Here is a 25214-nt window from a genome sequence, read left to right on the forward strand (position 1 = left end):
ACGGAGGCGAGATGATCAATCCGCGGGATTCGATCGTGTCGCTCGCCGGCGTCGTGGTCGGCCAGATCGCGCTGTTCGTCTGCATCTTCGTGATCGGACGGCGCTTCGGACCGGCGTCGCTCGGCCACTTCAACTACCTGCTCGCGCTGGCGACCTTCGCCGGCACGCTGCTCGCGTTCCGCTACGAACTCGCGTGCGTGGATGACGCGCCGGGCGAGTCGTTCAACGCGTTCGTCAACGTGACGGCGCTGAGCCTGGTCGTCGTCGCCGCGTTCGGCATCCTGATCGCCGTCGCCGGCCGCGCGGATCTTTATCTTGTCGCCGTCTATGCGCTGGCGTCGTTCGTGCAGCTGGCCGCCGGATCGTATCTGAACAGTCTCAGGCGCTACGGATGGATTGCGCTGTCGCGCGTGGTGGTCAACGGCGCGTTCCTCGCAGGCCTCGTGCTGTCGCTCGCATGCCCCGCGTGCGGCCAGGTCGACGTGTTCGCGCTGTACGCATGGGTAAGCGCCGGGGTCTCGACCGTGATGGCCGCGGCGATCCTGTTCTCCGGCTATCGGGGCGGGTATTCGTTCAAGCTGTCCCGCGCATTCTTCGTCAGGAATCGCCGTTTCGCGCTGTACATCCTGCCGTCGACGCTGTGCGCGTCGGTGCTGACCTACGCGCTGTCGATCGCGATTCCGCACTGGTTCGACGCGCAGAGCGCCGGCTACTTCGCCGCGGCTTACCGGCTCGGGTTCTTTCCGGTTTCGCTGATCGCGCAGAGCGTCGGCGGCGTGTTTCGCCGCGACGCGATCGGCGCGATGGCGCGACCGGATGCGGGCACGACGGTGCGGCGCGTGTACCGGACCTACGCGCGCGCGCTCGCGGGCCTCGCGGCCGTGTACATGGCAGCCGGGCTGCTGCTGTTCGCGCCGCTCGTCAACCTGTTCTTCGGTGAAAGCTGGCGCGGCTCGGTCGGGTTCTATCACAGCCTGATGCCGCTGTTCGCGCTGCAGCTGCTCTACGTGCCGCTGTCGCAGATCTTCCTCGCGACCCGCGCGCAGCGCATCGATTTCCTGTTTCAGCTGACCTGTGGCGTCTGTCTTGCCGGTGCGCTGGGCATCGCGCGACTGATGAACCTGTCGGCCCCGACGAGCGTGCAGGTCTTTTCGCTGACCGGCGCGGCGCTGATGGCGGCCGGCATCGCGCTGACGTACCGGGTCCTCGACACGAATCTGTCCCGATCCGGGGCGCTGGCGTGAGATCGCCGATACGACGAACGAGCACACCATGATCCTGATAGTCATCGATTCCCTCGAGCGCTACTACTTCGCCACCCGCCTGGTGAACGCGGTCCGGCACGAGTACGCGTTCGCGTTCCTGACGAGCGAGCCGGTCGCGCATCTCGGCCTGCTGCTGAACGGCTACCGGTCGGTGTACCTGAACCGGCTGAAGCCGATCGATGCGTCCGAGGGCCAGCCGGTCGACCGCACGCCGTACCAGCTGTCGATCGAGGTGCTGAACGGGCAGATGACCGAGGCCCGGGCGAAGCGCGAGTCGGCGGCGATCTTCCAGATCGCGTCGGAAGTCCTGCGCGGCCTGCGGGTCGAGCAGTGCGTGATGTGGAACGGGCAGCAGCTGGTGTGTCGCGCGGTGCGGCAAGCCTGCGCGGTGAACGGCGTGGCGACCCGCTTCATCGAGATCTCGAACCTGCCGGGCAAGCTGTTCGTCGATTCGCTGGGCGTCAATGCGCTGTCGACGATCAGCCGCCACCCCGAGGTCATCGATCGGCTGCCGCTGCCCGACGAGGACACGCATGCGCGCTGGCTGTCGGCCTACGAACGCTACAAGCAGATGCCGCTGCCGCAGGCCAGGACGTCGTTCGCGCGCAAGGCGACGTCCGCGACCAACTACCTGCTGAAGGCGGTTAGCGGCGGCGTCGCCCGCCGGCGCCTGGCGAGCGTGCGCGCGCGCAACGGGATGCCCGCGCCGCGACAGGCCACCTGCATGTCGGCCGACACGCTGGCGACCTGTCGCTATGTGTTCCTGCCGCTGCAGGTGTCCGGCGATACGCAGATCAAGCTGCATTCGGACGTCGGCAATCTCGACGCGATCCGCCATGCATTCGAGTTCGCGGCGAACGAGAGCGCCGACCTGTTCGTGAAGCTGCATCCGGCCGAGACCGATGCGGCCGAGATCGATGCGATCGTGCGCCTGCAGGAGACCTATCACTTCGAGATCGTCACGTCGCCGACCACGGAGCTGCTCCGGCACGCGTATGCGGTCGTCACGATCAATTCGACGGTCGGGCTCGAGGCGATGCTGTACGGCAAGCGCGTGGTGTCGCTCGGCCGCTGCTTCTACAAGGAATTCGACCGCGAGCGGCTGCTGAAGTACATCCATTCGTTCCTGGTCGACGGCATCGACTATTTCGGTGCCGCGCGCATTCCCGCCGATGCGGCCCGGCGCGTGTTCGCGAGGCGTCACTGACATGGCCGTCACGTTGCGACAGACCGCCGAGGCGATCGCCGAGGACTGCCGCCGCAATGCGTTCGTGAAGACGCGTGGCGTGGTGATCTTCTATCGCGTCGTGCATTACCTCGCATGCCGGAGCCGGTTCACGCTGCTGGCCGGCGCGCCGCTCATCGTGCTCTACATCGTGCTGTGCGACTGGCTGATGGGCATCGAGATTCCGGTGAAGACGAAGATCGGCAAGGGGCTCGCGATTTATCACGGCACGGGCCTCGTGATCAACGGCTACGCGGTGATCGGCGATTACTGCACGCTGCGGCACGGCGTAACCATCGGCAACACCATCCGGAAGGACGGCACGATCGGCGGCGTGCCGACGATCGGCGACCACGTCGAGTTCGGCGTGCACAGCGTCGTGCTCGGCGCGGTTCGCATCGGCGACCGCGCGCGCATCGGCGCCGGGGCGGTGGTGCTGCGCGACGTGCCCGACGGCCGCGTGGCCGTCGGCATTCCGGCGCGCATTCTCGACAACGGACAGGAGCCGACATGAAAGTGTTCATTCTGCATCCCGGCAAGGCGAACTATCCGGAGATCGCCGCCTACGGCCGCCGGCTGAGAACGCACGGGTTCGAGGTGTTCGACGGCGATCTCGATGCGTATGCGCGGTTTCCCGATCGGGACGCCTGCATCCTGTGGTGCATCATGGGTTTCTATCGCGCGCTGCCGCCGGCGCGGTTCGTGATTCACGACTATCGATCGCTGTCGGTCGGCCGGCTCGCAGCCGTGAAGGACCGCGTGAAGCGCGTGCTGAACGTCCGGCCCGACTTGCGGATCTTCCAGAACGAGCGGATGCGCGACGCGATGGCATTCCGCGACGGCGTGCGCGCGTTGCTGCTGCCGATGGGCGTGCCGGACTGGATCTTCGAACCGGCCGACGCGAACGTCGATGGCGCCGCGCGGGGCGGCGTCCATGCCGGCGCGCATGCCGGTGCCGCGCAGACGCCGTCCGGACGATTCTGCTATATCGGCGAGATGAGCCGCGAACGCGGCTTTCACAAGGTGCTGGCCGCCTACCGCGACGCGCGGCGCGACGAAACGGACACGCTCGTGCTCGTCGGCAACCCGGAGCCCGAGATTCGCGCGGCGTTCGCCGATACGCCGGGCATCCGCTTCGTCGGACGCGTGCCGCAGCCCGAAGCGCTGCGGATCGTTCGCGACAGCGAATACGCGGTGTGCTTCTTCCCGTATCACCGGCCGCATTGCTTCCAGACGCCGACGAAGCTGCTCGAATACGCGTCGCTCGGGAAGAAGATCGTATGCAACGACGCGCCGTCGAACGTGCGCACCGCGCACGAACTCGGCATCCAGTGTCACGTCACCGGTGCAACGATCTTCGACGAACTGTTTCCGCTGTCGCGGATCCGTGCGACGCGTCCCGACCCGGCGGCGATGAAGTCCCTCGAATGGGGACGCGTGATCGAGCGCTCGGGCGTGCTCGCGTATATCGATGCGGTCGCGGGGCGCGGGCCGGGTGTCTGACGACGTCATTCGCCGTCGGTGCGCGACGGCTCATTCCTCATGGAACGGATCCCGATGAAGATCGTCCACATAGTCGAATCCAGCGCGACCGGTACGTTGTCGATGGTGTGCCTGATTGCGAACCGCCTGGCGCGCGAAGGCCACGACGTCCATGTCATCTACTCGGTGCGGCCGGATACGCCGCCCGGTCTTGCCGCGATGTTCGATACGCGCGTGTCGCTGCGTCACGTCCAGATGAAAGGCGCGGGCCTGTTGCGGATAGCGGGCCGGCTGCGCGCGACGCTCAACGAGATCGGCCCGGACGTCGTGCACCTGCATTCGTCGTTCGCCGGCTTTCTCGGGCGGCTGTCGACGCTGTTCGCGTTGCCGAAGGCGGCGTTCTTCTATAGCCCGCACTGTATTTCCTTCATGCGTCGCGATATCTCGGGTGCGAAGCGCGTGGCGTTCGTCGGCCTCGAGTGGATCGCGTGCGTCCGGAAATGCCTTTACGTTGCATGCTCGGAAAGCGAAGGCCGTGCGATCCGCGCATGGCTTCGCCAGCCGGTGGTGGTGGTCGAGAACGCAGTGAGCGACACCCGGTCGGCCGTGCGTTCGGGCGACGCCGAGCGGCCGGCGGACGGCCCACCATGCGTGGTGACCGTCGGTGGTATCCGCGCGCAAAAGAATCCCGAGTTGTTCGCGCGGATCGCGCATGGCATGCGCGCGCGCGGCACCCGCTTCGTGTGGATCGGCGACGGCGACGCAGCAGAAAAGGCGCGGCTGGCCGAGGCCGGTGTCGAGGTCACAGGGTGGCTGCCGCACGACGAGGTCGCGCGGCGGCTCGAACGCGCGGACGTGTACCTGTCGACGTCGTCGTGGGAAGGCATGCCGGTGTCGGTCATCGAGGCGATGCTGGCCGGCCGGCCCGTGATCGTGTCCGACTGCGCCGGCAACGTGGACGTCGTGCGCCATCTGCAGACCGGCGTGATCTACGCGACGGCGTCCGACGCGATCGCGTGGCTCGAGCGCCTCGCCGGCGACGACACGCTACGCCGGGAACTGGCCCGGCGCGCGAGCCGCGAGGCGCGGCAGCGCTTCGGCGAGGAGCGCTTGTTCGGAGAGCTCGCGCCGCTCTATGCTGCATGGGTGGCCCGCTGACGACAGCATCCGGCTGCGACCGACGGGCGCGATCGCGCGGCATCCGCCGCGGCGCATCGCGCACATTGCCGCCCCAATTTGGAGGAGAACTGTTTGACGTCCTCACCCGCCTAAAGGCAGGTGATTCCCACACCTGGCGATGCACGTCCGCATCGGAGAATGTTCACGGCAGCGTTGATATCACGATCATGCTCGACACCACAGTCACTGCAGGCCCATTCTCTTATTCGCAGTCCCGCGATACCTTTCGGCCGCGTCGTGCTGTCTTTCGATCCGCACGCCGAACAGGACTGGGTAGAACCGCTTTCGTCGACTTCCTCGAACGTGGCTCCGTGCGCGATCGCTTTGTAGCGGAGCTTGTTTCGGAAGGACGACCAGGACGCGTCGTAGACGCTCTTCGCCATCCTGGTTCTGGCAAGTTTGACGGCAGGCACGTTGCCGATCGCGATGTAATCGAAACGCCGCACCAGATCGAGCGCGAGCTTATGCTGGAAATCGGCACGGGCATTCGCCACTTTGGCGTGCAGCTTCGCGATATGTCGCTTGTGCTTTCGCGCCCGTTGAGCTTTCGCCAGTTTCTCCGCCGCGCGTCGGCCGAATCGGTCATTGGGCAGCTTCTCGCCCGTCGAAAGTGTGGCGAAGTCTTTCAGGCCGAGATCGATGCCAACACCGGAACGGACCGGGCGGGCCTGAACATCGGGCATCTCGATCACGATGTTGAGAAACCAATTGCCGCGTGCATCCTGCGCAAAGTTGGTCCCATCCTTGATCTTGCCTTCGGGAAGCGCCCGGCTGTTGAACACGCGAAACGTGTTGCCGGCGAAACGGAACGCGTCACCCTCGCGCTTCAGGTCACGCCCCTTCAGCGGCACCCAGCCCAGCGATTTTCTGCCGCGATAGCGCAGGTAAGGGCGCCGGTGCTGGTTGCGCGACTTCGCGTATTGCTCGCACGTAGCGTTGATCGTGCCGGAGTGGATGCCGAGTTCCTTGCTACTGCCGGTGGTCAACACGTTCAGTTCAAAACCCGTCGGCCATTTCTTGCTCCACTTGAGCGCGTGCTTCTGCGTGTCATTGCAGAAGTTCCAGACGTAGTTCACCGCACGGCTCTGCTTGTTGAGCAGTCCGTTGAGCGACTTCACGCGGTAGCGGTAGACAAGAATCATGCCGGTGATCCTAACCCGTGGAAGAAGCTGCCTGTCAACAGCACTGCTTTCCTTCCCGCCATCCGCCCCGAAGGAAGTCCCCTTGGGGGAAATGGCGGGGTTTCTCGGAGCAAATTCTGATGAAAGTAACCATTACGCCGGACGTCACCGTCGGCAACGACTTGCCGTTCGTCCTGTTCGGCGGCCTCAACGTGCTCGAGAGTCTCGACTTCACGCTCGACGTCTGCAACACGTTCGTCGAGGTCACGCGCCGTCTCGGCCTTCCGCTGGTGTTCAAAGCCTCGTTCGACAAGGCCAATCGTTCGTCGATCCACTCGTATCGCGGCGTGGGATTCGACGAAGGGCTTCGCATCTTCGACGAGGTCAAACGCCGGTTCGGCGTGCCCGTGATCACCGACGTGCATGAAGTGTGGCAGGCCGAGCCGGTCTCGAAGGTCGTCGACGTGCTGCAGGTGCCGGCGTTCCTGGCGCGCCAGACGGATCTCGTGGTCGCGATCGCGCAGACCGGCAACGCGGTCAACATCAAGAAGCCGCAGTTCATGAGCCCGACGCAGATCGAGCACGTCGTGTCGAAGTGCCGCGAGGCCGGCAACGACAAGGTGATCCTGTGCGAGCGCGGCGCGTCGTTCGGCTATGACAATCTCGTCGTCGACATGCTGGGCTTTCGCCAGATGCGCGACGCGACGGGCGACTGCCCGGTGATCTTCGACGTCACGCACAGCCTGCAGATGCGCGATCCGCACGGCGCTGCGTCCGGTGGCCGGCGGCGCCAGGTGCTCGATCTCGCGCGTGCCGGGATGGCGGTCGGGCTGGCCGGGCTGTTCCTCGAAGCGCACCCGGATCCCGACCGCGCGCGCTGCGATGGCCCGAGCGCGTTGCCGCTCGCGCTGCTCGCCCCGTTCCTGCAGCAGATGAAGGCGGTGGACGACCTGGTCAAGCGGCTCGCGCCGCTCGATATCCGGTGAGCGCGATGAGCGGCGCGATGTATCGCGGCCCCGTGCGGCTGGTGCTGTTCGATGTCGACGGCGTGCTGACCGACGGCTTGCTGCATGTGACGGCGGAAGGCGAGTTCATGAAGAGCTTTCACGCGCACGACGGCGTCGCGGTCGCGCTGCTGCGCGTGCATGGCATCCGCGCCGGCATCCTGTCGGGCAAGCACAGCGGCGCGCTCGCGTGGCGGGCGAAGCAGCTCGGCATCGACGTGCTCGTGACCGGCTGCGACGACAAGGGCGCCGGCTACGCGGATATCAAGGCGCGACAACAGGTCGACGATCACGAGATCGCGTATGTCGGCGACGACGTGAACGATCTGGCCGTCATCGAACGCGTCGGCGTGTCGTATGCGCCGGCCGATGCGCATCGGCTCGTCCGTGCGCGCGTCGACCATGTCGCGCGCACGGCCGGCGGCCGCGGCGTCGCGCGCGAGGTGGCCGAGCATCTGCTGACCGAGGCGGGGCTGTCGCTTGACGACGCGTACCGGCCGTTGCTCGAACGATGGAGCGGTCATGACATCGTTCAATGACGGGCGGACTGTGCGCGTCGTGATTCCGGCCCGGTACGGGTCGACCCGACTGCCGGGCAAGCCGCTCGTCGATCTGGACGGCGAACCGATGATCGTCCGCGTGCATGCGCGCGTGCGCCGCGCGCTGCCCGATGCCGACATCGTCGTCGCGATCGACGATGCGCGCATTGCCGAGGTACTCGACGCGCGCGGGATCCGCTTCGCGATGACCGATACCGGCCATGCGTCCGGCACCGATCGCGCGGCGGAAGTCGCGCGCGTGTCTGGCTGGTCCGGCACGGATGCGGTGCTCAATGTGCAGGGCGACGAACCGCTCGTGCCGACGGCGCTGCTGCAGGCATTCGCAGGCTTTTGCGGCGCGGCGCCGGACCTCGGTGTAGCGACGGTCGCCTGTCCGATCGACGAAGTCGCGCTGCTCGACGAGCCGGCCATCGTCAAGGTCGTCGTCGATCACCGTGGACGTGCGCTGTACTTCTCGCGCGCGGCGATTCCGTTCTGCCGTGACGGGCGGCCGGCGGACGCAGCCCGTTCGAACGGCCTGTTCCTGCGGCACATCGGTCTCTACGGCTACGCGAACGCGACCTTGCAGGCGCTGGCAAGCGCGGCGCCGTGCGAACTCGAGCAGTTGGAGAAGCTCGAGCAGTTGCGCGCGCTCTGGCTCGGCATGCCGATCGACGTGATGCGCTGGCCCGACGCGCCGCCTGCCGGCATCGATACGCCGGACGACGTCGCCCGTGTCGTCTCCCTTCTCAAACGACAAACTCACGATGCGACAGAACCATATTGAATCCGCCCGGCAGGTCTTCGAGATCGAGTCGCGGGCATTGGCCGGCGTGGCCGCACGGCTCGACGCGAATTTCGAGGAAGCGGTCGAGATCATCCTCGCGTCGAGCGGCCGCGTCGTCGTGTGCGGCATGGGCAAGTCCGGTATCGTCGGCAGGAAGATCGCCGCGACGCTGTCGAGCACGGGCACGCCCGCTTTCTTCATGCATCCGGGCGAGGCCTATCACGGCGATCTCGGCATGGTGACGCCGGACGACGCGTTTCTCGCGATTTCGAATTCCGGGGAAACGGACGAGGTGATCAAGCTGATTCCGTTCCTGCGCAGCAACGGCAACGACCTGATCGCGCTGACCGGCAATCCTGCATCGACGCTCGCGAACGCCGCGCGGGTCCATCTCGACATCGGTGTCGAACGCGAGGCGTGCCCACTGCAGCTCGCGCCGACCGCGTCGACGACGGCGACGCTCGCGATGGGCGATGCGCTGGCGGTGACGCTGATGCGGGCGCGCGGTTTCCAGCCGGAACACTTCGCGCGCTTCCATCCGGGCGGCTCGCTCGGCCGCCGGCTGCTGTCCACGGTCGACGACGAAATGACGCGCCGGAACCTGCCGTTCGTGACGGAGGACACGTCGACGCTCGACGTGCTCGATGCGATGACGCGCGGGCGGCTCGGGCTCGCGATCGTGAAGCGCCTCGCCGGATGGGGCATCGTGACCGATGGCGACATCCGCCGCGCGATCGAGCGGCATGGCGATGGCGTATTGCGGCGCACGGCGGCCGACATGATGTCGATCGAGCCGTCGACGGTGCGGCCCGGCACTCGCGTCGAGGATGCGTTGCTGCTGATGCAGCAGCAGCGGATCGGCGCGTTGCTGGTGGTCGACGGCGGTGACGTCGTCGGTGTGTTCAAGAAGTAAGGCGCCGGCCTCTCCCGCCGCGTCGCTCGACGGGCGGGAGGCGCGGGAGGCGCGGCCGATACCGGCGCGCGCTATTGCAGGCTTTGCGTCAGTGCACTGGACGAGGCATCCTGGCGGAACCGCCGCACGCGCAGGAACGTGATGAAATTCGAGTCGTGCTGGCTTGCAGCCCCGCCTTCCGGGTCGTCGAACGCGACGCGCAGCACCGCGATGAGGTCGCTGCCGTCGAATTGCCAGTCGACGTACTGGAAGCCGTGCCGTTTCGTGTCGGCGTGTTGCAGCAGGACGCGCCGCGCGGCCCACTGCCGCAGATCGGGCGACGACAGCAGCACCAGCGTATTGCGCACCCGCTCGAGGTTCGTCCGCCCGATGCCTTTCGGCACCGCGTTGGTGATCGTCCAGTATTGATTCGACTGCGGGTCGAAGCGAATCGTGAACTTCTTGCCGGCGCCAGGCAGGTCGACGAAATCGCGCGCCGGGTCGAACGACAGCGTGCGGCCGTCGTCGCTCGTCGTCACCAGCGCCGCTTTCTCGGGGCCGTTCGCTGCGTTCACGCGCAGCATGACGGCGGGCGCTGCGCCTGGTTTGGCGACCACGTTGCCTTCTTCCCAGGACTGGAAATTGCCGTCGAGCCAGCGCTTGTCCGACGGCAGATGCGTGGACACGCGCCAGTTGCGTGCATCGAGCAGGTCGCGATCGACGGGCGCGGACATCACCAGCGCGCGCAGGTCGTCGTCCTCGACGCTTTCATAGGCGCGCCACACGCGTCCGCGATCGACGAGGACCGGCACCGGCCCGGTGATGAAGCGCCCCGGATAGGGCAACTGCCCCGTGGACGCGTCGACCGGCGTGGTCCACGACGCGCCGCCGTCGTCGGACCGGCGAATCGACGGCGTGCCCATCGAGCGGTTGGTGCCCATCAGGTATAGCGCGCCGTTCAGCACGAACAGCGACGACCAGTACTGGTCGGGCACGTCGCCGAGCCTGGACCAGGTCGCACCCTTGTCGTGCGACGTGAACACGAACACCCGGTTCTGCGCCGACGCGGCGCCGAACGTGTCGAAGCTCGCGACATAGTCGCCGTTCGGCAGCACGGCGAGCGACGGCGAGCCGAGGTACACGCGCGTGGCGGCCCGGCTGTGCGCAATCACCTCGCCGGGCGGCGCGGGGACGGCTTCCGCATGGGCGACCATCGACGCGCAGCCGATGCATAGCGCCGCGATGAGCGACCGTTTCAGCGCGCGTAACGTCGGCGCATGTCGGTGTGAGGTCATGTCGGGTGCGCGAGCGGCTTGCCGCCGGCCATGTTGGGGAGGGGACGGGCGACCGTGCGCCGGTACGGCGCGTCCTGGTCGGCCAGCACGACGAACAGCAGGATGGTGAGCCAGAGCATGCCATAGAGCACGTGATACTTGAACAGCAGGATCGGCAGCAGATAGAGCAGATACTTGCGCCGGCCCTTGCGGCGGAACAGCATGGCGAGCGTACCGAAAAACACGACGAAGCCGGCGACGCCCGCGGCGAACACGAGGTAGATGTAGAACGAGCTGTCCCGCACCTGATAGCCGCGCAGGTGTGTTTTCCCGACGTTGTTGCGCTCGTCCCAGAACAGGCCGCCGCCGAACACGCCCGCGACCGCGTCGCGTTCGGACAGCTCGGTCAGCACGAGCGTGCGGCTGCCGACCGCATCGTAGTCGACCGACTGGTTCACTCGCTGGTCGTACACGCTGTAGAGCCACGGCATGCAGGCGAGCGCGACGACGATGACGGCGATCCGGGTCCGCAGCCGCCCGCGCCCGGTGAGCACGTGCAGCCCGCACAGAGCCGCACAGACCGCCATCGACGCGACCGAGAAACTGAGCAGCGCGGTTGCGAACCCGACGACGGGCGCGAGCGTGATGCGCCGCTGCGACAGCAGCAGGACCACGGCGCTCGGGACGACCGTCATCGCATAGAACGACGGTTCGGAATACAGGCCCAGCGCGCGGATCGAGATCAGGCTGTCGGACAGCGCCTTGGTCGCGTAGAGCGCTTCGGAGTCGGCTTCGCGCACGTAGCTGTCGAAGTCGACGAAGGTGCCGGTCCCGAGGTAATAGACGAGCTGGAACGTGAAGAACGCGGCGTGGACGTAGATGAGCGTCTTGCATGCGGTGTCGAGCGATTCGCGTGTGAGCACGCCGCCGGCAAACATCCAGTAGCACAGCGCGATATACGTCTGGATCAGCACGAACTTGATGAAGAAGTTCACGTAGAAATCGCCGAACGCGGACAGGATGAACGCGAGACAGGTGCTGATCAGCCAGTACGCGCACACCGGAAACAGGTGCCGCTGCCGGTTCATCAGCGTCGGTGCGCGCAGAAAGGCGAGCGCGCACAGCAGGAAGTACGCGGCGAAGGTCGCACGCACGCTGAACGCGTTGAGAGAGAAGAACAGTACGCTGGCTGAAAAGAGCAAGGTCGACATGCGTGCGCCCGATCGGAGATTCCGGATTCGCCGCGTGCCGGCCGTTCCGGCGTCGCGCGGCGAGATGCGGTGCGACGCGGGCAAGCCGCCTGTCGGGCAGGGCCGGCTTGCGCGGCGGTTCGCACGCGGAACACGCGTCCGTCATGCGGGACGAAGCGATTCCGGCGATCAAGCATAGCGGGTTGGGCGGCCGGGCGAGCAGGGTTGTCCGATTGGCGCGGGATTCTGTCTTTTTTCGGCGGGGTCGGCAGCTGTCACGGCTGCAGCGCGAACCGCCCGCACAAAAACGGCGAATACATCTCGATCGCCGCCTGAATCGGCGCATGACGGCCATACGCTACGGCCGACACGGCCAAGAGCGAGCCGGCGACGAGCGCACGATACCGCGCGTCGACACGTGGCGCGCCATGCCGCCACACGAACGCCAGCGCGACCGCCGAGCCGACGAGCCAGCCGATGACGACTTCCGACGGCGTGTGCGCGTCGTCGAACACGCGTGCGACGCCGATCAGCGCGCCGAGCGCGAGCCCGAGCGACAGCGACGTCCTCGCCCGCAGCGGCACGCCGCAGCCCAGCGCAAGCACGCATGCCATCGGCCAGACCGCCGACGCGAGCATCGTGTGCCCGCTGATCACGCGGAAATCGATCGCACGGATCTGGATCCCGCAGCCGGCATACAGCATCTTGGTGGCGCCGACGAGCGCCATGCCCGCCGCGAGCATCAGCGCCCATGACGCCGCGAGATGCCGGCCGGCCGTCGAGCGCGTGAGCCAGACGATGCACACGACGGCCAGCGGCAACGTCAGCGCCGCGTCGCCGAGATCGCTGACGGCGGTCCACATGACCGGGTTCGTGACGGCCGCCCGGTCAGGCGACCAGCAGCGCCGACATGCGCGTGGCCAGATAGCTTTCGAAATCCGCGGCTACTTCCGGATGCCGCAGCGCGAACTCGACCGTCGCCTTCAAATACCCGAGCTTGCTGCCGCAATCGAAGCGCATGCCTTCGTAGCGATGGGCGAGCACCTGCTCGTCCGCGAGCAGCGACTGGATCGCGTCCGTCAACTGCAGTTCGCCGCCGGCGCCGGGCCGCAGCGCGCGCAGATGTTCGAACACCTTCGGTTTCAGCACGTAGCGGCCCACCACGCCGAAATTCGACGGCGCCTTCGCCGGCTCCGGCTTCTCGACGATCCCGGACAGCTTGAACAGGTTGTCCTCCCAGCGCTTGCCGTCGATCACACCGTACGACTTCGATGCGTCGGGCGCGATTTCCTCCACGCCGATCACCGACGCGTGATAGTGATCGAACACGTCGATCATCTGGCGCAGCACGGGCGTCGGACCGTCGAGCAGGTCGTCGGCGAGCATCACCGCGAACGGCTGGTTGCCGACCAGCTTCTCCGCGCACAGCACGGCATGGCCGAGCCCCAGTGCTTCGGCCTGGCGCACGTAGAAGCAGTCGACATGGCTCGGCTTGATGCTGCGAACCAGCGACAGCAGCTTCTCCTTGCCGCGCGCTTCGAGCTCCGCTTCGATCTCGTAGGACTTGTCGAAGTGATCCTCGATCGCGCGCTTGCTGCGGCCGGTCACGAAAATCATTTCGGTGATGCCGGCGTCGATCGCCTCCTCGACCGCATATTGAATCAGCGGCTTGTCCACGACCGGCAGCATTTCTTTCGGGCTCGCTTTGGTCGCGGGCAGAAACCGTGTGCCGAGACCGGCAACCGGAAATACGGCTTTCGTCACTTTCAACATGGTTATCGGATTCCATCCATTCAGGATCTGGCATCAACGATGCCGAGGAAAGGCGGCGACGCGTACATGCAATCATCGTTCGCCGGTGCCGTATCGTTCGCGCAAACGAATTCGCGCGCCGTCCGAAAAATCGTATGGGCGTTCCGGTTTCGGGGGGTGACCGAATCTAGGCTGAATCCGACAGCGACGAATTACGAATCGCGAATTGCACGCGCCGATTTCAAGAATGTCGGATGCCATCTAGGAATTGTCGGCATGACGCCGATCGCATGACATAGATTCAGGCATTCATTACTGGACGGCCGGTCACGGCGCCGCACACGCGGCACGCACCAACCGCCGTCGGCTCGGGAGCGGTCATGACGGAACAGGGCGATATCTTCGATGCAATCGCGCAATTCAATCGTGCGTATCTCGTGCTGGCGCAGCGCATGCTGCGTATCGACTACGAGCAGGGCAAGCGGCAATTGGGCATTTCGGATGAAATTGCCGCATCGATCGATGCATTGACGCTGGATCAGATCGATGAACTCGCGGCCGGCGGCGAACTGGTGTGTGAATTCCGCATCGAAAACGCGCCGGGCCGCGCGTGATCCGTTTTTCCGGTTTTCCCGAATGAGCGTTCGTCTCACGGCCTTCAAGTGGATTGCATCGCAGCAATCCCGCGCTCATTCGGTCTTTTATAACGTCATATCAATAGGAAGGAATCGCATGTCCGGTTATCGCGAACTGAAGGCGCAAGCCGATGAATTGATGAGGCGCGTCGAGGAAGCACGACTCGCCGAACTCGACGCCGTCATCGAGGAGATTCGCAGCCGGGTCGCCGAATACGGCCTGACCGCCGGACAGATCTTCGGCCGCCACGGCGGCACCGCAAAAGCGACGCCGCGCACGAGCGGATCGGCGCCCCGGTATCGCGATCCGAAAACCGGCGCGACGTGGAGCGGACGCGGTCGCGAGCCGCGCTGGATCAAAGGCGGCCGTCGCGAGCGGTTCCTGATCGAGCGCAATGCCGGTTGATGTGAGCGGGTAACGGGCTGCTTATCGACTCGTCCGTCGTCGATCGCGGCGCGCAGCCTGCTCGAGCAACGCCGCGAATGCCGCTTCGTCCGCGCGCAGCCCTCTCGGCGTGCGGCGCACCTCCAGCGTCGCGAGCAACCCGGCCTCGAACGTATCGAGCACCACCGGGTGGATGTAGCAGCGCCGGCACACCGCCGGCGTGTTGCGCAAGATGTCGGCGACGGTCCGCACCGTTTCGACGATCTGCTTGCGTGCATGCGTGACGCCCTGATGCGGGATGCGCCTCAACAGCGCAAGCGCCTGCACGCTGCCCGCCCACGTCCGGTAATCCTTCGCGGTGAACTCCGCGCCCGCGGCGTCGCGCAGATAGTCGTTTACGTCGGACGAGCCGACGGAATGGCGCACGCCGTCGTCGTCCAGATACTGGAACAACTCGTGCCCCGGCAGCTCCGCGCAGCGCCGCACGATCCGGCCGATGCGCGGGTCCTCGACGGTCACGTCGTGCTCGATGCCGCTCTTGCCCGTAAAGCGCAGGCGTACCTGTCCCGGCCGGATCGTCACGTGGCGCTTGCGCAGCGTCGTCAGCCCGTACGACGCGTTCTCGCGCGCATACTCGGCGTTGCCGATCCGCGCGAGCGTCGTGTCGAGCAGCCGCACGATCGTCGCGACGATCTTGTCGCGCGGCATCCCGGGTAGCGCGAGATCGCGGTCGACACGCGCACGGATGCGCGGCAGCGCGCGGGCGAATGCCGCCATCCGCGCGTACTTGTTCGCGTCGCGCGTCTCGCGCCACAGCGGGTGATAGCGATATTGCTTGCGTCCGCGCGCATCGCGGCCGGTCGCCTGCAAATGGCCGCGCGGGTCCATGCAGATCCAGACGTCGGTGTACGCGGGCGGAATCGCGAGCGCGTTGATGCGGGCGATTTCGTCGGCGTCGCGGATCCGTCCACCGTCCTTCGTGTAGTACGCAAAACCGTTGCGCAGCCGCCGGCGCGTGTAGCCGGGGCGGCGGTCGTCGACGTGGCGCAGCGGCGCGGCCGAACTCGCGACGGCTGCTGCAAGGGCTTCGGCGGCACCGCGGGGCGTACGCTTCTTCATGCTGCGATGCGGCAGTCGACCGGAACATCCGCGCGCAGCGTACTGCGTTCATGCATGGCGGGCATTGTTGTTCTCCTTGTTGCAGGCGGGCCGCCGCGATGCGCGAACGGTCCTGCCAGCGCGGCAGCAAGATTCGTGCGCCGTCGATGGAGTCGCCACCGAGCTGACTTCGCGCGTTCCGCGCTGCCTGCACAACGGGGCCGCTGCCGCGACCGCCAAAACGCGGGCGACGCCGGTCGAGGCCGTGCCTGCCAGCCGTGATGCAGCGGCCCACCAACCGCTTAGGTGTTTATACGTATGCCGATACCGATATCGCTTCAATCCAAGATTTCATTGGAAGGTTATCGGACTTGTTCCTAGACTGATCCGGGGCATGCATACCGGGTTGGCGCGCAAGCGCCGGCCGGGCAGCCCCGCACCGCTTCCGCGCCACGCAGAACCAGAACAGCGCAGCACACACCGCGCAAGGCCGGCGCAGCGGCATACAACGACACCATCGGAGACGGACCATGACATTCATCAGGAAGCTGGCGGTCGGCGCGATCGTCGCCGCGGCGACGGTGCTGGCCACCGGCGCGCACGCGCAGCAAAAGCCGATCACGCTCGGGTTCTCGCAGGTCGGCGCGGAGAGCGCGTGGCGCACGGCGAACACCGTGTCGGTGAAGGGCGCGGCGAAGGACGCCGGCATCAACCTGAAATTCTCGGACGCGCAGCAGAAGCAGGAGAACCAGATCCGCGCGATCCGCTCGTTCATCGCGCAGAAGGTCGACGTGATCGCGTTCTCGCCGGTCGTCGAGTCGGGCTGGGAGCCGGTGCTGACCGAAGCGAAGGCGGCGCATATCCCGGTGATCCTGACCGATCGCGGCGTCGACGTGAAGGATCCGTCGCTGTACGTGACGATGATCGGCTCCGACTTCCTGGAGGAAGGGCGGCGCGCCGGCCACTGGATGGAAGAGCACTACAAGAACGACCCGGGCCCGATCAACATCGTCGAGCTGCAGGGCACGGTCGGCTCCGCGCCGGCCAACGATCGCCGCGCGGGCCTGCTGGAGGTGATCAAGAGCAATCCGAAGTTCAAGGTGATCGCGTCGCAAAGCGGCGACTTCACGCTCGCCGGCGGCAAGCAGGTGATGGAAGCGTTCGCGAAGACCTACGGCAAGCAGATCAACGTCGTCTATGCGCACAACGACGACATGGCGCTCGGCGCGATCCAGGCGATGGAAGAAGCCGGCATCAAGCCCGGCAAGGACGTGAGCGTCGTGTCGTTCGATGCGACCAAGGGCGGCTTCCAGGCGATGGTCGCGGGCAAGATCAACGTCGACGTCGAATGCAGCCCGCTGCTCGGCCCGCAGCTGATGACGGCGGTGAAGGACGTGGTCGCCGGCAAGCAGTTGCCGAAGCGCATCGTCACGAACGAGACGGTGTTCCCGATGAACGTCGCGGCGCAGGTGCTGCCGACCCGCAAGTACTGAGCGCCCCCAAACCTGTCGCTTCGCGACAGGCCCCCCGAGGGGGGCAATCCCCCAAGGGGACTTCGTACCGGGCGGAAAACTTGGGGCGGCCCGGCGTTTTCTTGAGAGTCCCAACGGACGCGGGCGGTAGCGCGGGCTGCCGCCGTCCGGCAACCGCTTCGAAGCGAGGTCGTTCCATGACGAATCCGCCGGTGGTCGAGATGATCGGCATCGACAAGGCGTTTCCCGGTGTCCACGCGCTGCAGCGCGTGAATTTCCGGTTGTTTCCGGGCGAGATCCATGCACTGATGGGCCAGAACGGCGCGGGCAAGTCGACGCTGATCAACGTGCTGACCGGCGTGCATGCGCACGACGCGGGCGAGATTCACGTCGGCGGCGCGCCGGTGCGCTTCGCCGCGCCGCGCGAGGCCGAGGCGGCCGGGATCCAGACGCTGTACCAGGAAGTGAACCTGTGCGCGAACCTGTCGGTGGCCGAGAACATCTTCGCGGGCCGGCAGCCGATGCGGCGTGGTGCGATCGACTGGAAGACGATCCATGCGCGTGCGCGCGACGCGCTCGCCGAGCTCGACCTGTCGCTCGACGTCACGCGCTCGCTCGACGCGTATCCGATCGCGGTGCAGCAGATGGTCGCGATCGCGCGGGCCGTGTCGGTGGACGCGCGCGTGCTGATACTCGACGAGCCGACGTCGAGCCTCGACGACGGCGAGGTCGCGCGGCTCTTCGACGTACTGCGCCGGCTGAAGGCGTCGGGCATCGCGATCCTGTTCGTCACGCATTTTCTTGAACAAACCTATGCGGTGTCCGACCGGATCACGGTGATGCGCAACGGCGAGCGCGAAGGCGAGTATCTCGCGCGCGACCTGCCGGTCGACAGCCTGGTCGCGAAGATGACCGGCCGCGCGCCGATGTCCGGCACGCTGCAGGCCGGCGCGGCGGCCGTGCAGCGCGATGCCGGCGCGGCCGCGCCGTTCCTGTCGATGCAGCAGGTCGGCCGGCGCGGGATGATGAGCCCGCTCGATCTCGACGTGCGGCCCGGCGAAATCGTCGGGCTGGCTGGGCTGCTCGGCTCGGGGCGCACGGAAACCGCGCGGCTTGCATTTGCCGCGGAGCGCACCGACACCGGCGCGATCGAGATCGACGGTGCGCGCAAGCGGCTCGCGTCGCCGCACGACGCGGTGCGCAACGGGATCGCGTATTGCCCGGAGGATCGCAAGAAAGAGGGGATCGTCGCCGCGCTGTCGATCCGCGAGAACATCGTGCTCGCGCTGCAGGCGCGGCGCGGCTGGTGGCGGCTGATCAGCCGCGCGCGCCAGCGCGAACTCGCCGATACCTACATCGCGCGGCTCGGCATCAAGGCGCGCGACGCCGAGCAGCCGATCGGGCTGCTGTCGGGCGGCAACCAGCAGAAGGTGCTGCTCGCGCGCTGGCTCGCGACGGAACCGAAGCTGCTGATTCTCGACGAGCCGACCCGCGGAATCGACGTCGCCGCGAAATTCGACATCATGGAGCGCGTGCTCGCGCTGTGCGCGCAGGGGCTCGCCATCCTGTTCATCTCGTCGGAGATCAGCGAAGTCGTGCGCGTGAGCCACCGGATCGCGGTGTTGCGCGACCGGCGCAAGGTCGCCGAACTGAGCGGCGACGACGCGTCGGAGGAACACGTGTACCAACTGATCGCGGGAGGCCGGTCATGATGCGGCTACGCACGTTGCTTCGTCATCCGCTCGTATGGCCGGTGCTGACACTCGCGCTGCTGTTCGCGCTCGACGTCGCGCATCGGCCGGGCTTCCTGTCGATCTCGCTGCTCGACGGCCACCTGTTCGGCGCGCCGATCGACATCCTCAACCGCGCGGCGCCGCTCGTGATCGTGTCGCTCGGCATGACGCTCGTGATCGCGACGCGCGGGATCGACATCTCGGTCGGCGCGATCGTCGCGATCGCCGGCGCGGCCGCGGCGATCGTGCTCGACGGCGATCCGTCGCGGCTCGGTGTGGCGCTGGCCGCCGCGCTCGGCGTCGGCGTGCTCGCCGGCGCGTGGAACGGCGTGCTCGTCGCGTTCGTCGGGATGCAGCCGATCATCGCGACGCTGATCCTGATGGTCGCCGGACGCGGCATCGCGCAGTTGCTGACCGGCGGGCAAATCATCCCGATCGGTGCGCCCGGCTATCTGGAGATCGGCGGCGGTTATCTCGCGGCCGTGCCGTGCTCGGTCTGGATCGCGATCGCGACGATCGCGGCGACCGCGCTGCTGGTGAACCGCACCGCGCTCGGCCTGTTCATCCGCGCGATCGGCGTGAATCCGGTCGCGACGCGGCTCGTGGGGCTGCGCGCCGGCGCGGTGGTGTTCGGCGTGTATCTGTGTTCCGGCGTGATGTCGGCGCTCGCGGGCATCCTCGCCAGCTCGAACGTGCGCAGCGCCGACGGCAACAACGCGGGGCTGCTGCTCGAGCTCGACGCGATCCTCGCGGTGACACTGGGCGGCACGTCGCTGCTCGGCGGCCGTTTCAGCCTCGCCGGCTCGGTGCTCGGCGCGCTGATCATCCAGACGCTCACCTACACGACCTATTCGATCGGCGTGCCGCCGGAGGCGACGCTCGTCGTGAAGGCGATCGTCGTGATCGTCGTGACGTTGATCCAGTCGGACGCGGCGCGCGCGCTGGTGCTCCGGCACGCGTCGCGGCTGCTGCCTTCCGCGCGTTCGCGCGCCACCACCGGAGCCACGCCCCGATGAACCGATTCCTCGCCCGGCTCGCCGACCCGCGCACGCTGCCGATCGTCGTGACGATCGTGCTGTTCGCCGCGCTGTTCGGCTTCGGATCCGTGATGTACACCGGCTTCTTCTCGATGCAGGTGTTGACCGGGCTGCTCGTCGACAACGCGTTCCTGCTGATCGTCGCGATCGGGATGACGTTCGTGATCGTGTCGGGCGGCATCGACCTGTCGGTCGGCTCGGTCGTTGCGCTGACAACGATCTTCTGCGCGGTCGGCGCCGAGCGGCTGCACTGGCCCGTCTGGGCGATCGTGCCGCTCGTGCTCCTGTTCGGCGCGCTGTACGGCGCGGCGATGGGCGCGCTGATCCATTACTTCCGGCTGCAGCCGTTCATCGTCACGCTGGCCGGGATGTTTCTCGCGCGCGGCGCGTGCTTCCTGATCACGACGCAGTCGATCACGATCAACGAGCCGACGTTCCATGCGCTCGCGGGCATCAGCGTGCCGATCGGCGGCGGGACGCTGAGCGCGGGCGCGCTGATCGCGCTCGCGACGCTGGCCGCGGCGATCTACGTCGCGCATTTCACGCGCTTCGGCCGCAACGTCTATGCGATCGGCGGCAACGAGCGCTCGGCGCTGCTGATGGGGCTGCCGGTCGCGCGCACGAAGGTCGGCGTGTATGCGCTGAGCGGCTTCTGTTCGGCGCTCGGCGGCGTGGTGTTCACGCTGTACGTGCTGTCCGGCTACGGGCTGCAGGCCCAGGGGATGGAGCTCGACGCGATCGCCGCGACGGTGATCGGCGGCACGCTGCTCACGGGCGGCGTGGGCTACGTGATCGGGTCGGTGTTCGGCGTCGGCATTCTCGGCACGATCCAGGTGCTGATCACGTTCGACGGCACGCTGAGCTCGTGGTGGACGCGGATCGTGATCGGCGCGCTGCTGTGCGTGTTCTGCCTGCTGCAGCGGGTCATCGAGCGGCATGCGGCGCGGCGGCGTACCGGCGGCACCGGGCTCGATCCGAAACGCCGCAAGCGCGAGGCCGCGGAGGTCAGGCCCGCTGCGGCGGGCGACGACGCGGCGCTGGTGTCGACGATGCGGCGGTTGTAACGACCGTCGCGTTCGTCTGCACGCACCTGGGATGGCGTGCATGCTCCGCTGTCGGCGGCTTCATCGGCGGCGCGACAGCACGGCGCAGGCGTCGATCACGCCGACCTTGCCATGTCCGGCTCCGCGTCGAACGACGCATCGGCGATACCCATTCGTTTCAGCGACTCGGCCAGCCGCTCGATCGCGTGCAGATCGAGCGCGTCGAGACGCTCGCGCATCGCCTGCACGAACGCGGCATGGCGCGGCGCGTGCGCATGCTGGCCGAGCCATTCCTCGATGTCGGTGAGGCGGCCTTCGCTCGCGAGCACGGCCAGCTCGTCGAGCGCACCGGGCGGCGGGCAGCGCATCGCATGCGCCGCGCTCAGCGGTTCGTCCGGTTCGACGGGCTCGGCCGGCCGCATCAGCGCCGACGCCGGGATCAGCGCATGCCCGAGCGCCGGTGCGACGATCTGGAACGTGAACGTCGTGCCGACACCCGGCTGGCTCGACACGGAGAGCTCGCCGTTCATCGCGCCGACGATCCGCTGCGCGATGAACAGCCCGAGCCCGGTTCCGCCATTCACCGCCTGAACCTGCTGGTATGCGCGGAAGATGTCGGTCGTCTTGCCGATGTCGATCCCGATCCCGGTATCGGCGACCTCGAACACGATGCGCCACGCATGCTCGTGCGGATACGCGCCGACCGACAGCGTGACCGTGCCGTCGCGCGTGAACTTCGACGCATTCGACAACAGGTTGAGCAGCACTTGCTGCAGCCGGATGCCGTCGATCGACAGCTTGCGCGGCAGCGGCGTCAGCGGCCGGTAGTCGAACCGGTTGTCCTGCTGCGAGCACAGCGCGAGCGCATAGTCGCCGATGTCGTTCAGCAGGCCGGGCAGGTCGGTCGCATCCGGCGAGATGCCGAGCGGCTGCAGTTCGGACTTGGTGTACTGCAGCAACTCGTCGATCAGCGTGAGCTGGTAGCGGATGCTGCGGTCGATCGAGCGGATCAGCCGCGCCTGGCTGCGGGTCGCGCTTTGCAGCAGCAGCTTCGCGTAGCCGTTGATCGTCGACAGCGGTGCGCGCAGGTCGTGGCTCACATAGCCGAGCGTTTCGATCTTCTGCTGCATGTGCGTCCTCGCCTGGTGCAGCGCGTCGTTGAGCGCGAACGTGCGTTTCGCGACCTCGTCGCGCAGGCGATCCTGTTCGGTGAGCTGCCACTGCTCGAGCCGCTTGCGCGCCTCGGTGCGTTGACGGCCCACGTGGTGGATCCAGGCGGCCAGCACCACCAGATGCGTGGCGAACCCGAGGATCGAGATCACGGGATTCGGATGGACGTCGGATTTCAGCCAGAACAGCCAGGCCGGTATCGCATCGCGTCCGTCGAGCACGCGCACCAGCATGTTGAAGCTGGCGAACATGACGGCGAGCAGCATCACGCGGCCGGTCGGCGTGCGCCGGATCGCGAAGGTCAGCGCGAGGCCGATGTTCACGACCGCCGTCACGCTGTTCAACCGCAGGCAGAACCACGTGAAGGTGAGCAGGTCGCCGTACGCGGCGCCGACCATGCCGATGCATTCGAGCGCGAAGAACGCCATGTAGACGGCGCGCATCGGCATGCCGGCCTTCTCGCGGTGCGCGACCATCAGGATGAATGCGAAGAAGCACGCGACCGACAGATACGCGAAGATCACCTCGGCGCGTGCCGACCATTCGTACGCGCCGGGCCACAGATACATCACGGTATAGCCGCGGTACGTCGCCTCGAACAGCGTCATGCTCAGGGCCACCACGGCCAGCACGACGAACACGCCGCTGCGCGAAAAGAATCCGATCAGCAGCGCGCACCAGACGAGTGCCAGCAGGCCGCCGAAGAAGGCGAAGTTCCACATTGCGGCGCGCAGTTCGTGCGCATGCCATGCATTGGGGGTGTACACGGACGGCGCGAGTCGCATTTCCTTGCGCGACGTGATGCGGATCAGCACGGGCATCCGCTCGCCCGGGCGCAGCGTCGTGTCGAGCGTCGGATATCGGGAAGCGGGATGGTCCACGTCGCGGAGGTCGGCCGGGAAGCGTCCGGCGAGCGTCCACGCGCCGCCGCGCTCGACATAGAAGTCTGCATGGTCGAGACGGGCGTCGTGAATCTCCAGCACCAGCGGGCGCTCGACGCTGTCGTGATTGACCAGCGTCGTGCCGACCCACCATGCCGAGCGGGAAAACTCGACGTTGAACGACGGGCGCGCCGCGGACGCGCCGCGTGGCGCAGCCGCGAGTCGCGCGGCGACTTGGTCGGCGGACATCTTGGTGCCCGGATCCTCGACGATCGAAACCGCGTCCAGTTGTGCAGCGTTTTCCGTCGCTTCGGCACGGTGGGTCGCGCAGGCGATCAGCGCCACCGCGAGCAGCAGGAAGGTGTGCCAGCCCGACGCGCGGCGCCTAGGCATCGCGCGGGTGATCATGCGATGCGGGCAGTGCGTCGACCGTCGGACGCTGGCGCCGCCAGTCGGACGGCGTGATGCCGAACCGTTCGCGAAACGCCGTCGCGAAATTGCCCGGCGTCGAGAAGCCGATTTCCTCGGCGATGTCGCCGATCCCCATCGACGTCTCCGCGAGAAAGTGCTTCGCGGCGCGCAGCCGTGTGTCGCGCAGGTATTCGAACACGGTCTGGCCGAGATGATCGCGGAACACGCGCGACAGCCGCTTTTCGTGCGTGCCGACCTGCCGCGCGAGCTCCTCGAGCGTCGGCGGATTGCGCAATTCGCGCAGCAGGACGTCGCTCGCCGCGCGCACCAGCGCGGCGTCCGGATGGTCGGGCAGCTCGGGCAGGTGCGCGAACGGCTGGCTGCGCCGCGCGCGCTTCAGATGATTGCGGATCCGCGCAATGACCTCGACCGGTTCGAACGGCTTCACGATGTAGTCGAGCGCACCGGTTTCGAGCCCCGCGATGCGATCGTCGAGATCGGCGGCGGCGGTCAGGATGATGACGGGTATGTTCTGCGTCGACGGCGTTGATGCCAGCAGGCGGCACGCGGCGAAGCCGTCCATGCGCGGCATCCGGACATCCATCAGGATCAGGTCGGGCGAGACTGCCTGCGCGCGGTGATAGGCCTGCAGGCCGTCGAACGCGACACTGATCCGGCACCGCGCCGAACGCAGGATCTCCGTCAGGAGCCGCAGGTCGTTCGGTCGGTCGTCTACGACAAGAATGTGTGCGCCAACGAGATCCGGCGTGGCGCGCAGCGACGCCGGACTGGACGAGCGGGATGACATGGTTGCGAACGCGTTGGGGAGGTAGGCCGGGGTCGGACTCGATGCATCTATGTGCACGATTGTTGCAAAAAATTATATGTCGACAATAGCGCCCGCGGTGGGGATTCCGTGCGTCGCGTGTGGGCATGTTTGACAGCGTGCGCAACCTTCGTGGCAGCGCGGCCGCGCCGGGAAAATGGCCTGGGAAAAAGTGCCGAATTGGATATTAAATACCGGTCGTTATTGCCGATTTCAATTGACGTAAATGGAATTGGCCCGAATGATGAATCGAGTTGAAATATGTCGTGCAGGCAGCCGATTTCGATGCGGATCGCGTCCATCAATTCCGTGTCCCTGTGATTAATTTTTTATTGATCGCTGGTAAAAATGCTTTCACATTTAAGTCGATTGGGAGGCCGGAATGTATGAATGTAAATATCGTCCGGCCGGGAAAACAATTTGTCCGCTCGGGAAAAGGTTCGAGCGCCGGAGTCCCGGCACACTAGGCCCGATGCGGCTGGATCGGTTCTTCGATAGAACGGCGTTCCACGCGAATTTCATTTGTCGCGGCGGCATGTTTGAGTGCGCAATATTCAATGTGACATTGAGTGCTGACAATCTCAAATTCCGGGATTCCGGTGCTGCGACGAGGGTCGGCACGAGGGCAATGCAAGCTTCCCGCCCTTCGAATGGGTTGATATAAGAGACGAAGGGAATGGCGTAGAAGCTGATGAGAGTTTGACATACAAGGCAACCAGAAATAGTCAAAGAAAGTCAGTCGATTAATTCGATGCAGGGGTCGTCCGGCCAATCGTCGGTTTTTCCGGAAATCCGGAATCCGCGGCGCGTGCC

General features: G+C 66.5%; 23 protein-coding genes. 15 read left to right on the forward strand and 8 right to left on the reverse strand.

Annotated elements, in window-relative coordinates; genetic code table 11:
* Positions 1–11: 11 nt before the first annotated feature.
* The 5 genes from ACVK00_RS25730 to ACVK00_RS25750 are packed head-to-tail and all read left to right on the forward strand — an operon-like array spanning position 12 to position 5130.
* Complete coding sequence (locus tag ACVK00_RS25730) at positions 12–1244, forward strand: lipopolysaccharide biosynthesis protein (RefSeq protein WP_284890892.1); 1233 nt, start codon at positions 12–14, stop codon at positions 1242–1244.
* A gap of 28 nt (positions 1245–1272) precedes the next feature.
* On the forward strand, positions 1273–2472 hold the full coding sequence (locus ACVK00_RS25735; RefSeq protein WP_284890893.1) for a capsular polysaccharide export protein, LipB/KpsS family: 1200 nt from the start codon (positions 1273–1275) through the stop codon (positions 2470–2472).
* A gap of 1 nt (position 2473) precedes the next feature.
* Entirely contained in the window at positions 2474–3004 is a 531-nt protein-coding gene (locus ACVK00_RS25740; RefSeq protein WP_175700300.1) for a serine O-acetyltransferase, read from the forward strand.
* Positions 3001–3993: a glycosyltransferase gene (locus ACVK00_RS25745; protein WP_284890894.1), complete on the forward strand. Its 993-nt coding sequence runs from the start codon at positions 3001–3003 to the stop codon at positions 3991–3993. The genes ACVK00_RS25740 and ACVK00_RS25745 overlap by 4 nt, the downstream gene beginning before the upstream one ends.
* Before the next feature lie 54 nt (positions 3994–4047).
* Positions 4048–5130 (forward strand): glycosyltransferase family 4 protein, encoded by a 1083-nt coding sequence (locus ACVK00_RS25750; RefSeq protein WP_228910285.1) that lies wholly within the window; start codon positions 4048–4050, stop codon positions 5128–5130.
* Between the two features lie 110 nt (positions 5131–5240).
* Here ACVK00_RS25750 and ACVK00_RS25755 read toward each other — a convergent pair whose 3' ends face one another.
* Positions 5241–6293, reverse strand: a complete 1053-nt coding sequence (locus tag ACVK00_RS25755) for an RNA-guided endonuclease InsQ/TnpB family protein (RefSeq protein WP_284890895.1) — start codon at positions 6291–6293, stop codon at positions 5241–5243.
* Positions 6294–6412: 119 nt separating this feature from the next.
* Between ACVK00_RS25755 and kdsA the strand changes: the two genes are divergently transcribed.
* The 4 genes from kdsA to ACVK00_RS25775 are packed head-to-tail and all read left to right on the forward strand — an operon-like array spanning position 6413 to position 9515.
* Positions 6413–7258 carry a 3-deoxy-8-phosphooctulonate synthase gene (kdsA, locus tag ACVK00_RS25760; RefSeq protein ID WP_284890896.1) on the forward strand — a complete coding sequence of 282 codons (846 nt, stop codon included), beginning with the start codon at positions 6413–6415 and terminating at the stop codon, positions 7256–7258.
* Positions 7259–7263: 5 nt separating this feature from the next.
* Entirely contained in the window at positions 7264–7815 is a 552-nt protein-coding gene (locus ACVK00_RS25765) for a KdsC family phosphatase (RefSeq protein ID WP_284890928.1), read from the forward strand.
* Positions 7799–8602: a 3-deoxy-manno-octulosonate cytidylyltransferase gene (gene kdsB, locus ACVK00_RS25770; RefSeq protein WP_284890897.1), complete on the forward strand. Its 804-nt coding sequence runs from the start codon at positions 7799–7801 to the stop codon at positions 8600–8602. The genes ACVK00_RS25765 and kdsB overlap by 17 nt, the downstream gene beginning before the upstream one ends.
* Positions 8583–9515, forward strand: coding sequence for a KpsF/GutQ family sugar-phosphate isomerase (locus tag ACVK00_RS25775; RefSeq protein WP_284890898.1), 933 nt, complete (start codon positions 8583–8585; stop codon positions 9513–9515). Before kdsB ends, ACVK00_RS25775 begins: the two co-directional genes overlap by 20 nt.
* Positions 9516–9586: 71 nt before the next feature.
* On the opposite strand, the gene ACVK00_RS25780 is transcribed toward ACVK00_RS25775, so the two are convergent.
* The 4 genes from ACVK00_RS25780 to galU form a co-directional block, all read right to left on the reverse strand.
* Positions 9587–10789 (reverse strand): sialidase family protein, encoded by a 1203-nt coding sequence (locus ACVK00_RS25780; RefSeq protein ID WP_284890899.1) that lies wholly within the window; start codon positions 10787–10789, stop codon positions 9587–9589.
* On the reverse strand, positions 10786–11979 hold the full coding sequence (locus ACVK00_RS25785) for a hypothetical protein (protein ID WP_284890900.1): 1194 nt from the start codon (positions 11977–11979) through the stop codon (positions 10786–10788). The genes ACVK00_RS25780 and ACVK00_RS25785 overlap by 4 nt, the downstream gene beginning before the upstream one ends.
* Before the next feature lie 254 nt (positions 11980–12233).
* The gene (locus tag ACVK00_RS25790) at positions 12234–12821 is read right to left on the reverse strand and encodes a phosphatase PAP2 family protein (RefSeq protein WP_228910278.1); all 588 of its coding nucleotides are present in this window, start codon (positions 12819–12821) and stop codon (positions 12234–12236) included.
* A 25-nt stretch (positions 12822–12846) separates the two neighbouring features.
* Positions 12847–13731 carry a UTP--glucose-1-phosphate uridylyltransferase GalU gene (galU, locus tag ACVK00_RS25795; RefSeq protein ID WP_228910277.1) on the reverse strand — a complete coding sequence of 295 codons (885 nt, stop codon included), beginning with the start codon at positions 13729–13731 and terminating at the stop codon, positions 12847–12849.
* A gap of 359 nt (positions 13732–14090) precedes the next feature.
* Here galU and ACVK00_RS25800 point away from each other — a divergent pair, with 359 nt between their 5' ends.
* Both ACVK00_RS25800 and ACVK00_RS25805 read left to right on the forward strand, forming a co-directional pair.
* The gene (locus ACVK00_RS25800; RefSeq protein ID WP_284890901.1) at positions 14091–14324 is read left to right on the forward strand and encodes a flagellar transcriptional regulator FlhD; all 234 of its coding nucleotides are present in this window, start codon (positions 14091–14093) and stop codon (positions 14322–14324) included.
* A 118-nt stretch (positions 14325–14442) separates the two neighbouring features.
* The gene (locus tag ACVK00_RS25805) at positions 14443–14751 is read left to right on the forward strand and encodes an H-NS histone family protein (protein ID WP_011661066.1); all 309 of its coding nucleotides are present in this window, start codon (positions 14443–14445) and stop codon (positions 14749–14751) included.
* A 21-nt stretch (positions 14752–14772) separates the two neighbouring features.
* Here the strand turns inward: ACVK00_RS25805 and ACVK00_RS25810 are convergent, their stop codons facing one another.
* Positions 14773–15849 carry a DNA topoisomerase IB gene (locus ACVK00_RS25810; RefSeq protein WP_284890902.1) on the reverse strand — a complete coding sequence of 359 codons (1077 nt, stop codon included), beginning with the start codon at positions 15847–15849 and terminating at the stop codon, positions 14773–14775.
* A 509-nt stretch (positions 15850–16358) separates the two neighbouring features.
* Between ACVK00_RS25810 and ACVK00_RS25815 the strand changes: the two genes are divergently transcribed.
* From ACVK00_RS25815 to yjfF, 4 genes are all read left to right on the forward strand, one after another.
* On the forward strand, positions 16359–17321 hold the full coding sequence (locus ACVK00_RS25815; protein ID WP_228910274.1) for an ABC transporter substrate-binding protein: 963 nt from the start codon (positions 16359–16361) through the stop codon (positions 17319–17321).
* A gap of 176 nt (positions 17322–17497) precedes the next feature.
* On the forward strand, positions 17498–19012 hold the full coding sequence (locus ACVK00_RS25820; protein WP_228910273.1) for a sugar ABC transporter ATP-binding protein: 1515 nt from the start codon (positions 17498–17500) through the stop codon (positions 19010–19012).
* Positions 19009–20049 carry an ABC transporter permease gene (locus tag ACVK00_RS25825; protein WP_228910272.1) on the forward strand — a complete coding sequence of 347 codons (1041 nt, stop codon included), beginning with the start codon at positions 19009–19011 and terminating at the stop codon, positions 20047–20049. Before ACVK00_RS25820 ends, ACVK00_RS25825 begins: the two co-directional genes overlap by 4 nt.
* Entirely contained in the window at positions 20046–21134 is a 1089-nt protein-coding gene (gene yjfF, locus ACVK00_RS25830; RefSeq protein ID WP_284890903.1) for a galactofuranose ABC transporter, permease protein YjfF, read from the forward strand. Before ACVK00_RS25825 ends, yjfF begins: the two co-directional genes overlap by 4 nt.
* 95 nt (positions 21135–21229) lie before the next feature.
* On the opposite strand, the gene ACVK00_RS25835 is transcribed toward yjfF, so the two are convergent.
* Both ACVK00_RS25835 and ACVK00_RS25840 read right to left on the reverse strand, forming a co-directional pair.
* Positions 21230–23557: a sensor histidine kinase gene (locus ACVK00_RS25835; RefSeq protein ID WP_354123364.1), complete on the reverse strand. Its 2328-nt coding sequence runs from the start codon at positions 23555–23557 to the stop codon at positions 21230–21232.
* A complete protein-coding gene (locus ACVK00_RS25840) occupies positions 23550–24383 on the reverse strand; it encodes a response regulator transcription factor (RefSeq protein ID WP_228910270.1) in 834 nt (277 codons plus the stop codon). Before ACVK00_RS25840 ends, ACVK00_RS25835 begins: the two co-directional genes overlap by 8 nt.
* Positions 24384–25214 lie beyond the last annotated feature (831 nt).

It is taken from the genome of Burkholderia sp. PvR073 (assembly GCF_054055695.1).

Coding starts and splice junctions, on each gene's coding strand:
- ACVK00_RS25730 (WP_284890892.1), top strand. CDS start 12: ATGATCAATCCGCGGGATTCGATCGTGTCGCTCGCCGGCGTCGTGGTC.
- ACVK00_RS25735 (WP_284890893.1), top strand. CDS start 1,273: ATGATCCTGATAGTCATCGATTCCCTCGAGCGCTACTACTTCGCCACC.
- ACVK00_RS25740 (WP_175700300.1), top strand. CDS start 2,474: ATGGCCGTCACGTTGCGACAGACCGCCGAGGCGATCGCCGAGGACTGC.
- ACVK00_RS25745 (WP_284890894.1), top strand. CDS start 3,001: ATGAAAGTGTTCATTCTGCATCCCGGCAAGGCGAACTATCCGGAGATC.
- ACVK00_RS25750 (WP_228910285.1), top strand. CDS start 4,048: ATGAAGATCGTCCACATAGTCGAATCCAGCGCGACCGGTACGTTGTCG.
- ACVK00_RS25755 (WP_284890895.1), bottom strand. CDS start 6,293: ATGATTCTTGTCTACCGCTACCGCGTGAAGTCGCTCAACGGACTGCTC.
- kdsA (WP_284890896.1), top strand. CDS start 6,413: ATGAAAGTAACCATTACGCCGGACGTCACCGTCGGCAACGACTTGCCG.
- ACVK00_RS25765 (WP_284890928.1), top strand. CDS start 7,264: ATGAGCGGCGCGATGTATCGCGGCCCCGTGCGGCTGGTGCTGTTCGAT.
- kdsB (WP_284890897.1), top strand. CDS start 7,799: ATGACATCGTTCAATGACGGGCGGACTGTGCGCGTCGTGATTCCGGCC.
- ACVK00_RS25775 (WP_284890898.1), top strand. CDS start 8,583: ATGCGACAGAACCATATTGAATCCGCCCGGCAGGTCTTCGAGATCGAG.
- ACVK00_RS25780 (WP_284890899.1), bottom strand. CDS start 10,789: ATGACCTCACACCGACATGCGCCGACGTTACGCGCGCTGAAACGGTCG.
- ACVK00_RS25785 (WP_284890900.1), bottom strand. CDS start 11,979: ATGTCGACCTTGCTCTTTTCAGCCAGCGTACTGTTCTTCTCTCTCAAC.
- ACVK00_RS25790 (WP_228910278.1), bottom strand. CDS start 12,821: ATGTGGACCGCCGTCAGCGATCTCGGCGACGCGGCGCTGACGTTGCCG.
- galU (WP_228910277.1), bottom strand. CDS start 13,731: ATGTTGAAAGTGACGAAAGCCGTATTTCCGGTTGCCGGTCTCGGCACA.
- ACVK00_RS25800 (WP_284890901.1), top strand. CDS start 14,091: ATGACGGAACAGGGCGATATCTTCGATGCAATCGCGCAATTCAATCGT.
- ACVK00_RS25805 (WP_011661066.1), top strand. CDS start 14,443: ATGTCCGGTTATCGCGAACTGAAGGCGCAAGCCGATGAATTGATGAGG.
- ACVK00_RS25810 (WP_284890902.1), bottom strand. CDS start 15,849: ATGAAGAAGCGTACGCCCCGCGGTGCCGCCGAAGCCCTTGCAGCAGCC.
- ACVK00_RS25815 (WP_228910274.1), top strand. CDS start 16,359: ATGACATTCATCAGGAAGCTGGCGGTCGGCGCGATCGTCGCCGCGGCG.
- ACVK00_RS25820 (WP_228910273.1), top strand. CDS start 17,498: ATGACGAATCCGCCGGTGGTCGAGATGATCGGCATCGACAAGGCGTTT.
- ACVK00_RS25825 (WP_228910272.1), top strand. CDS start 19,009: ATGATGCGGCTACGCACGTTGCTTCGTCATCCGCTCGTATGGCCGGTG.
- yjfF (WP_284890903.1), top strand. CDS start 20,046: ATGAACCGATTCCTCGCCCGGCTCGCCGACCCGCGCACGCTGCCGATC.
- ACVK00_RS25835 (WP_354123364.1), bottom strand. CDS start 23,557: ATGCCTAGGCGCCGCGCGTCGGGCTGGCACACCTTCCTGCTGCTCGCG.
- ACVK00_RS25840 (WP_228910270.1), bottom strand. CDS start 24,383: ATGTCATCCCGCTCGTCCAGTCCGGCGTCGCTGCGCGCCACGCCGGAT.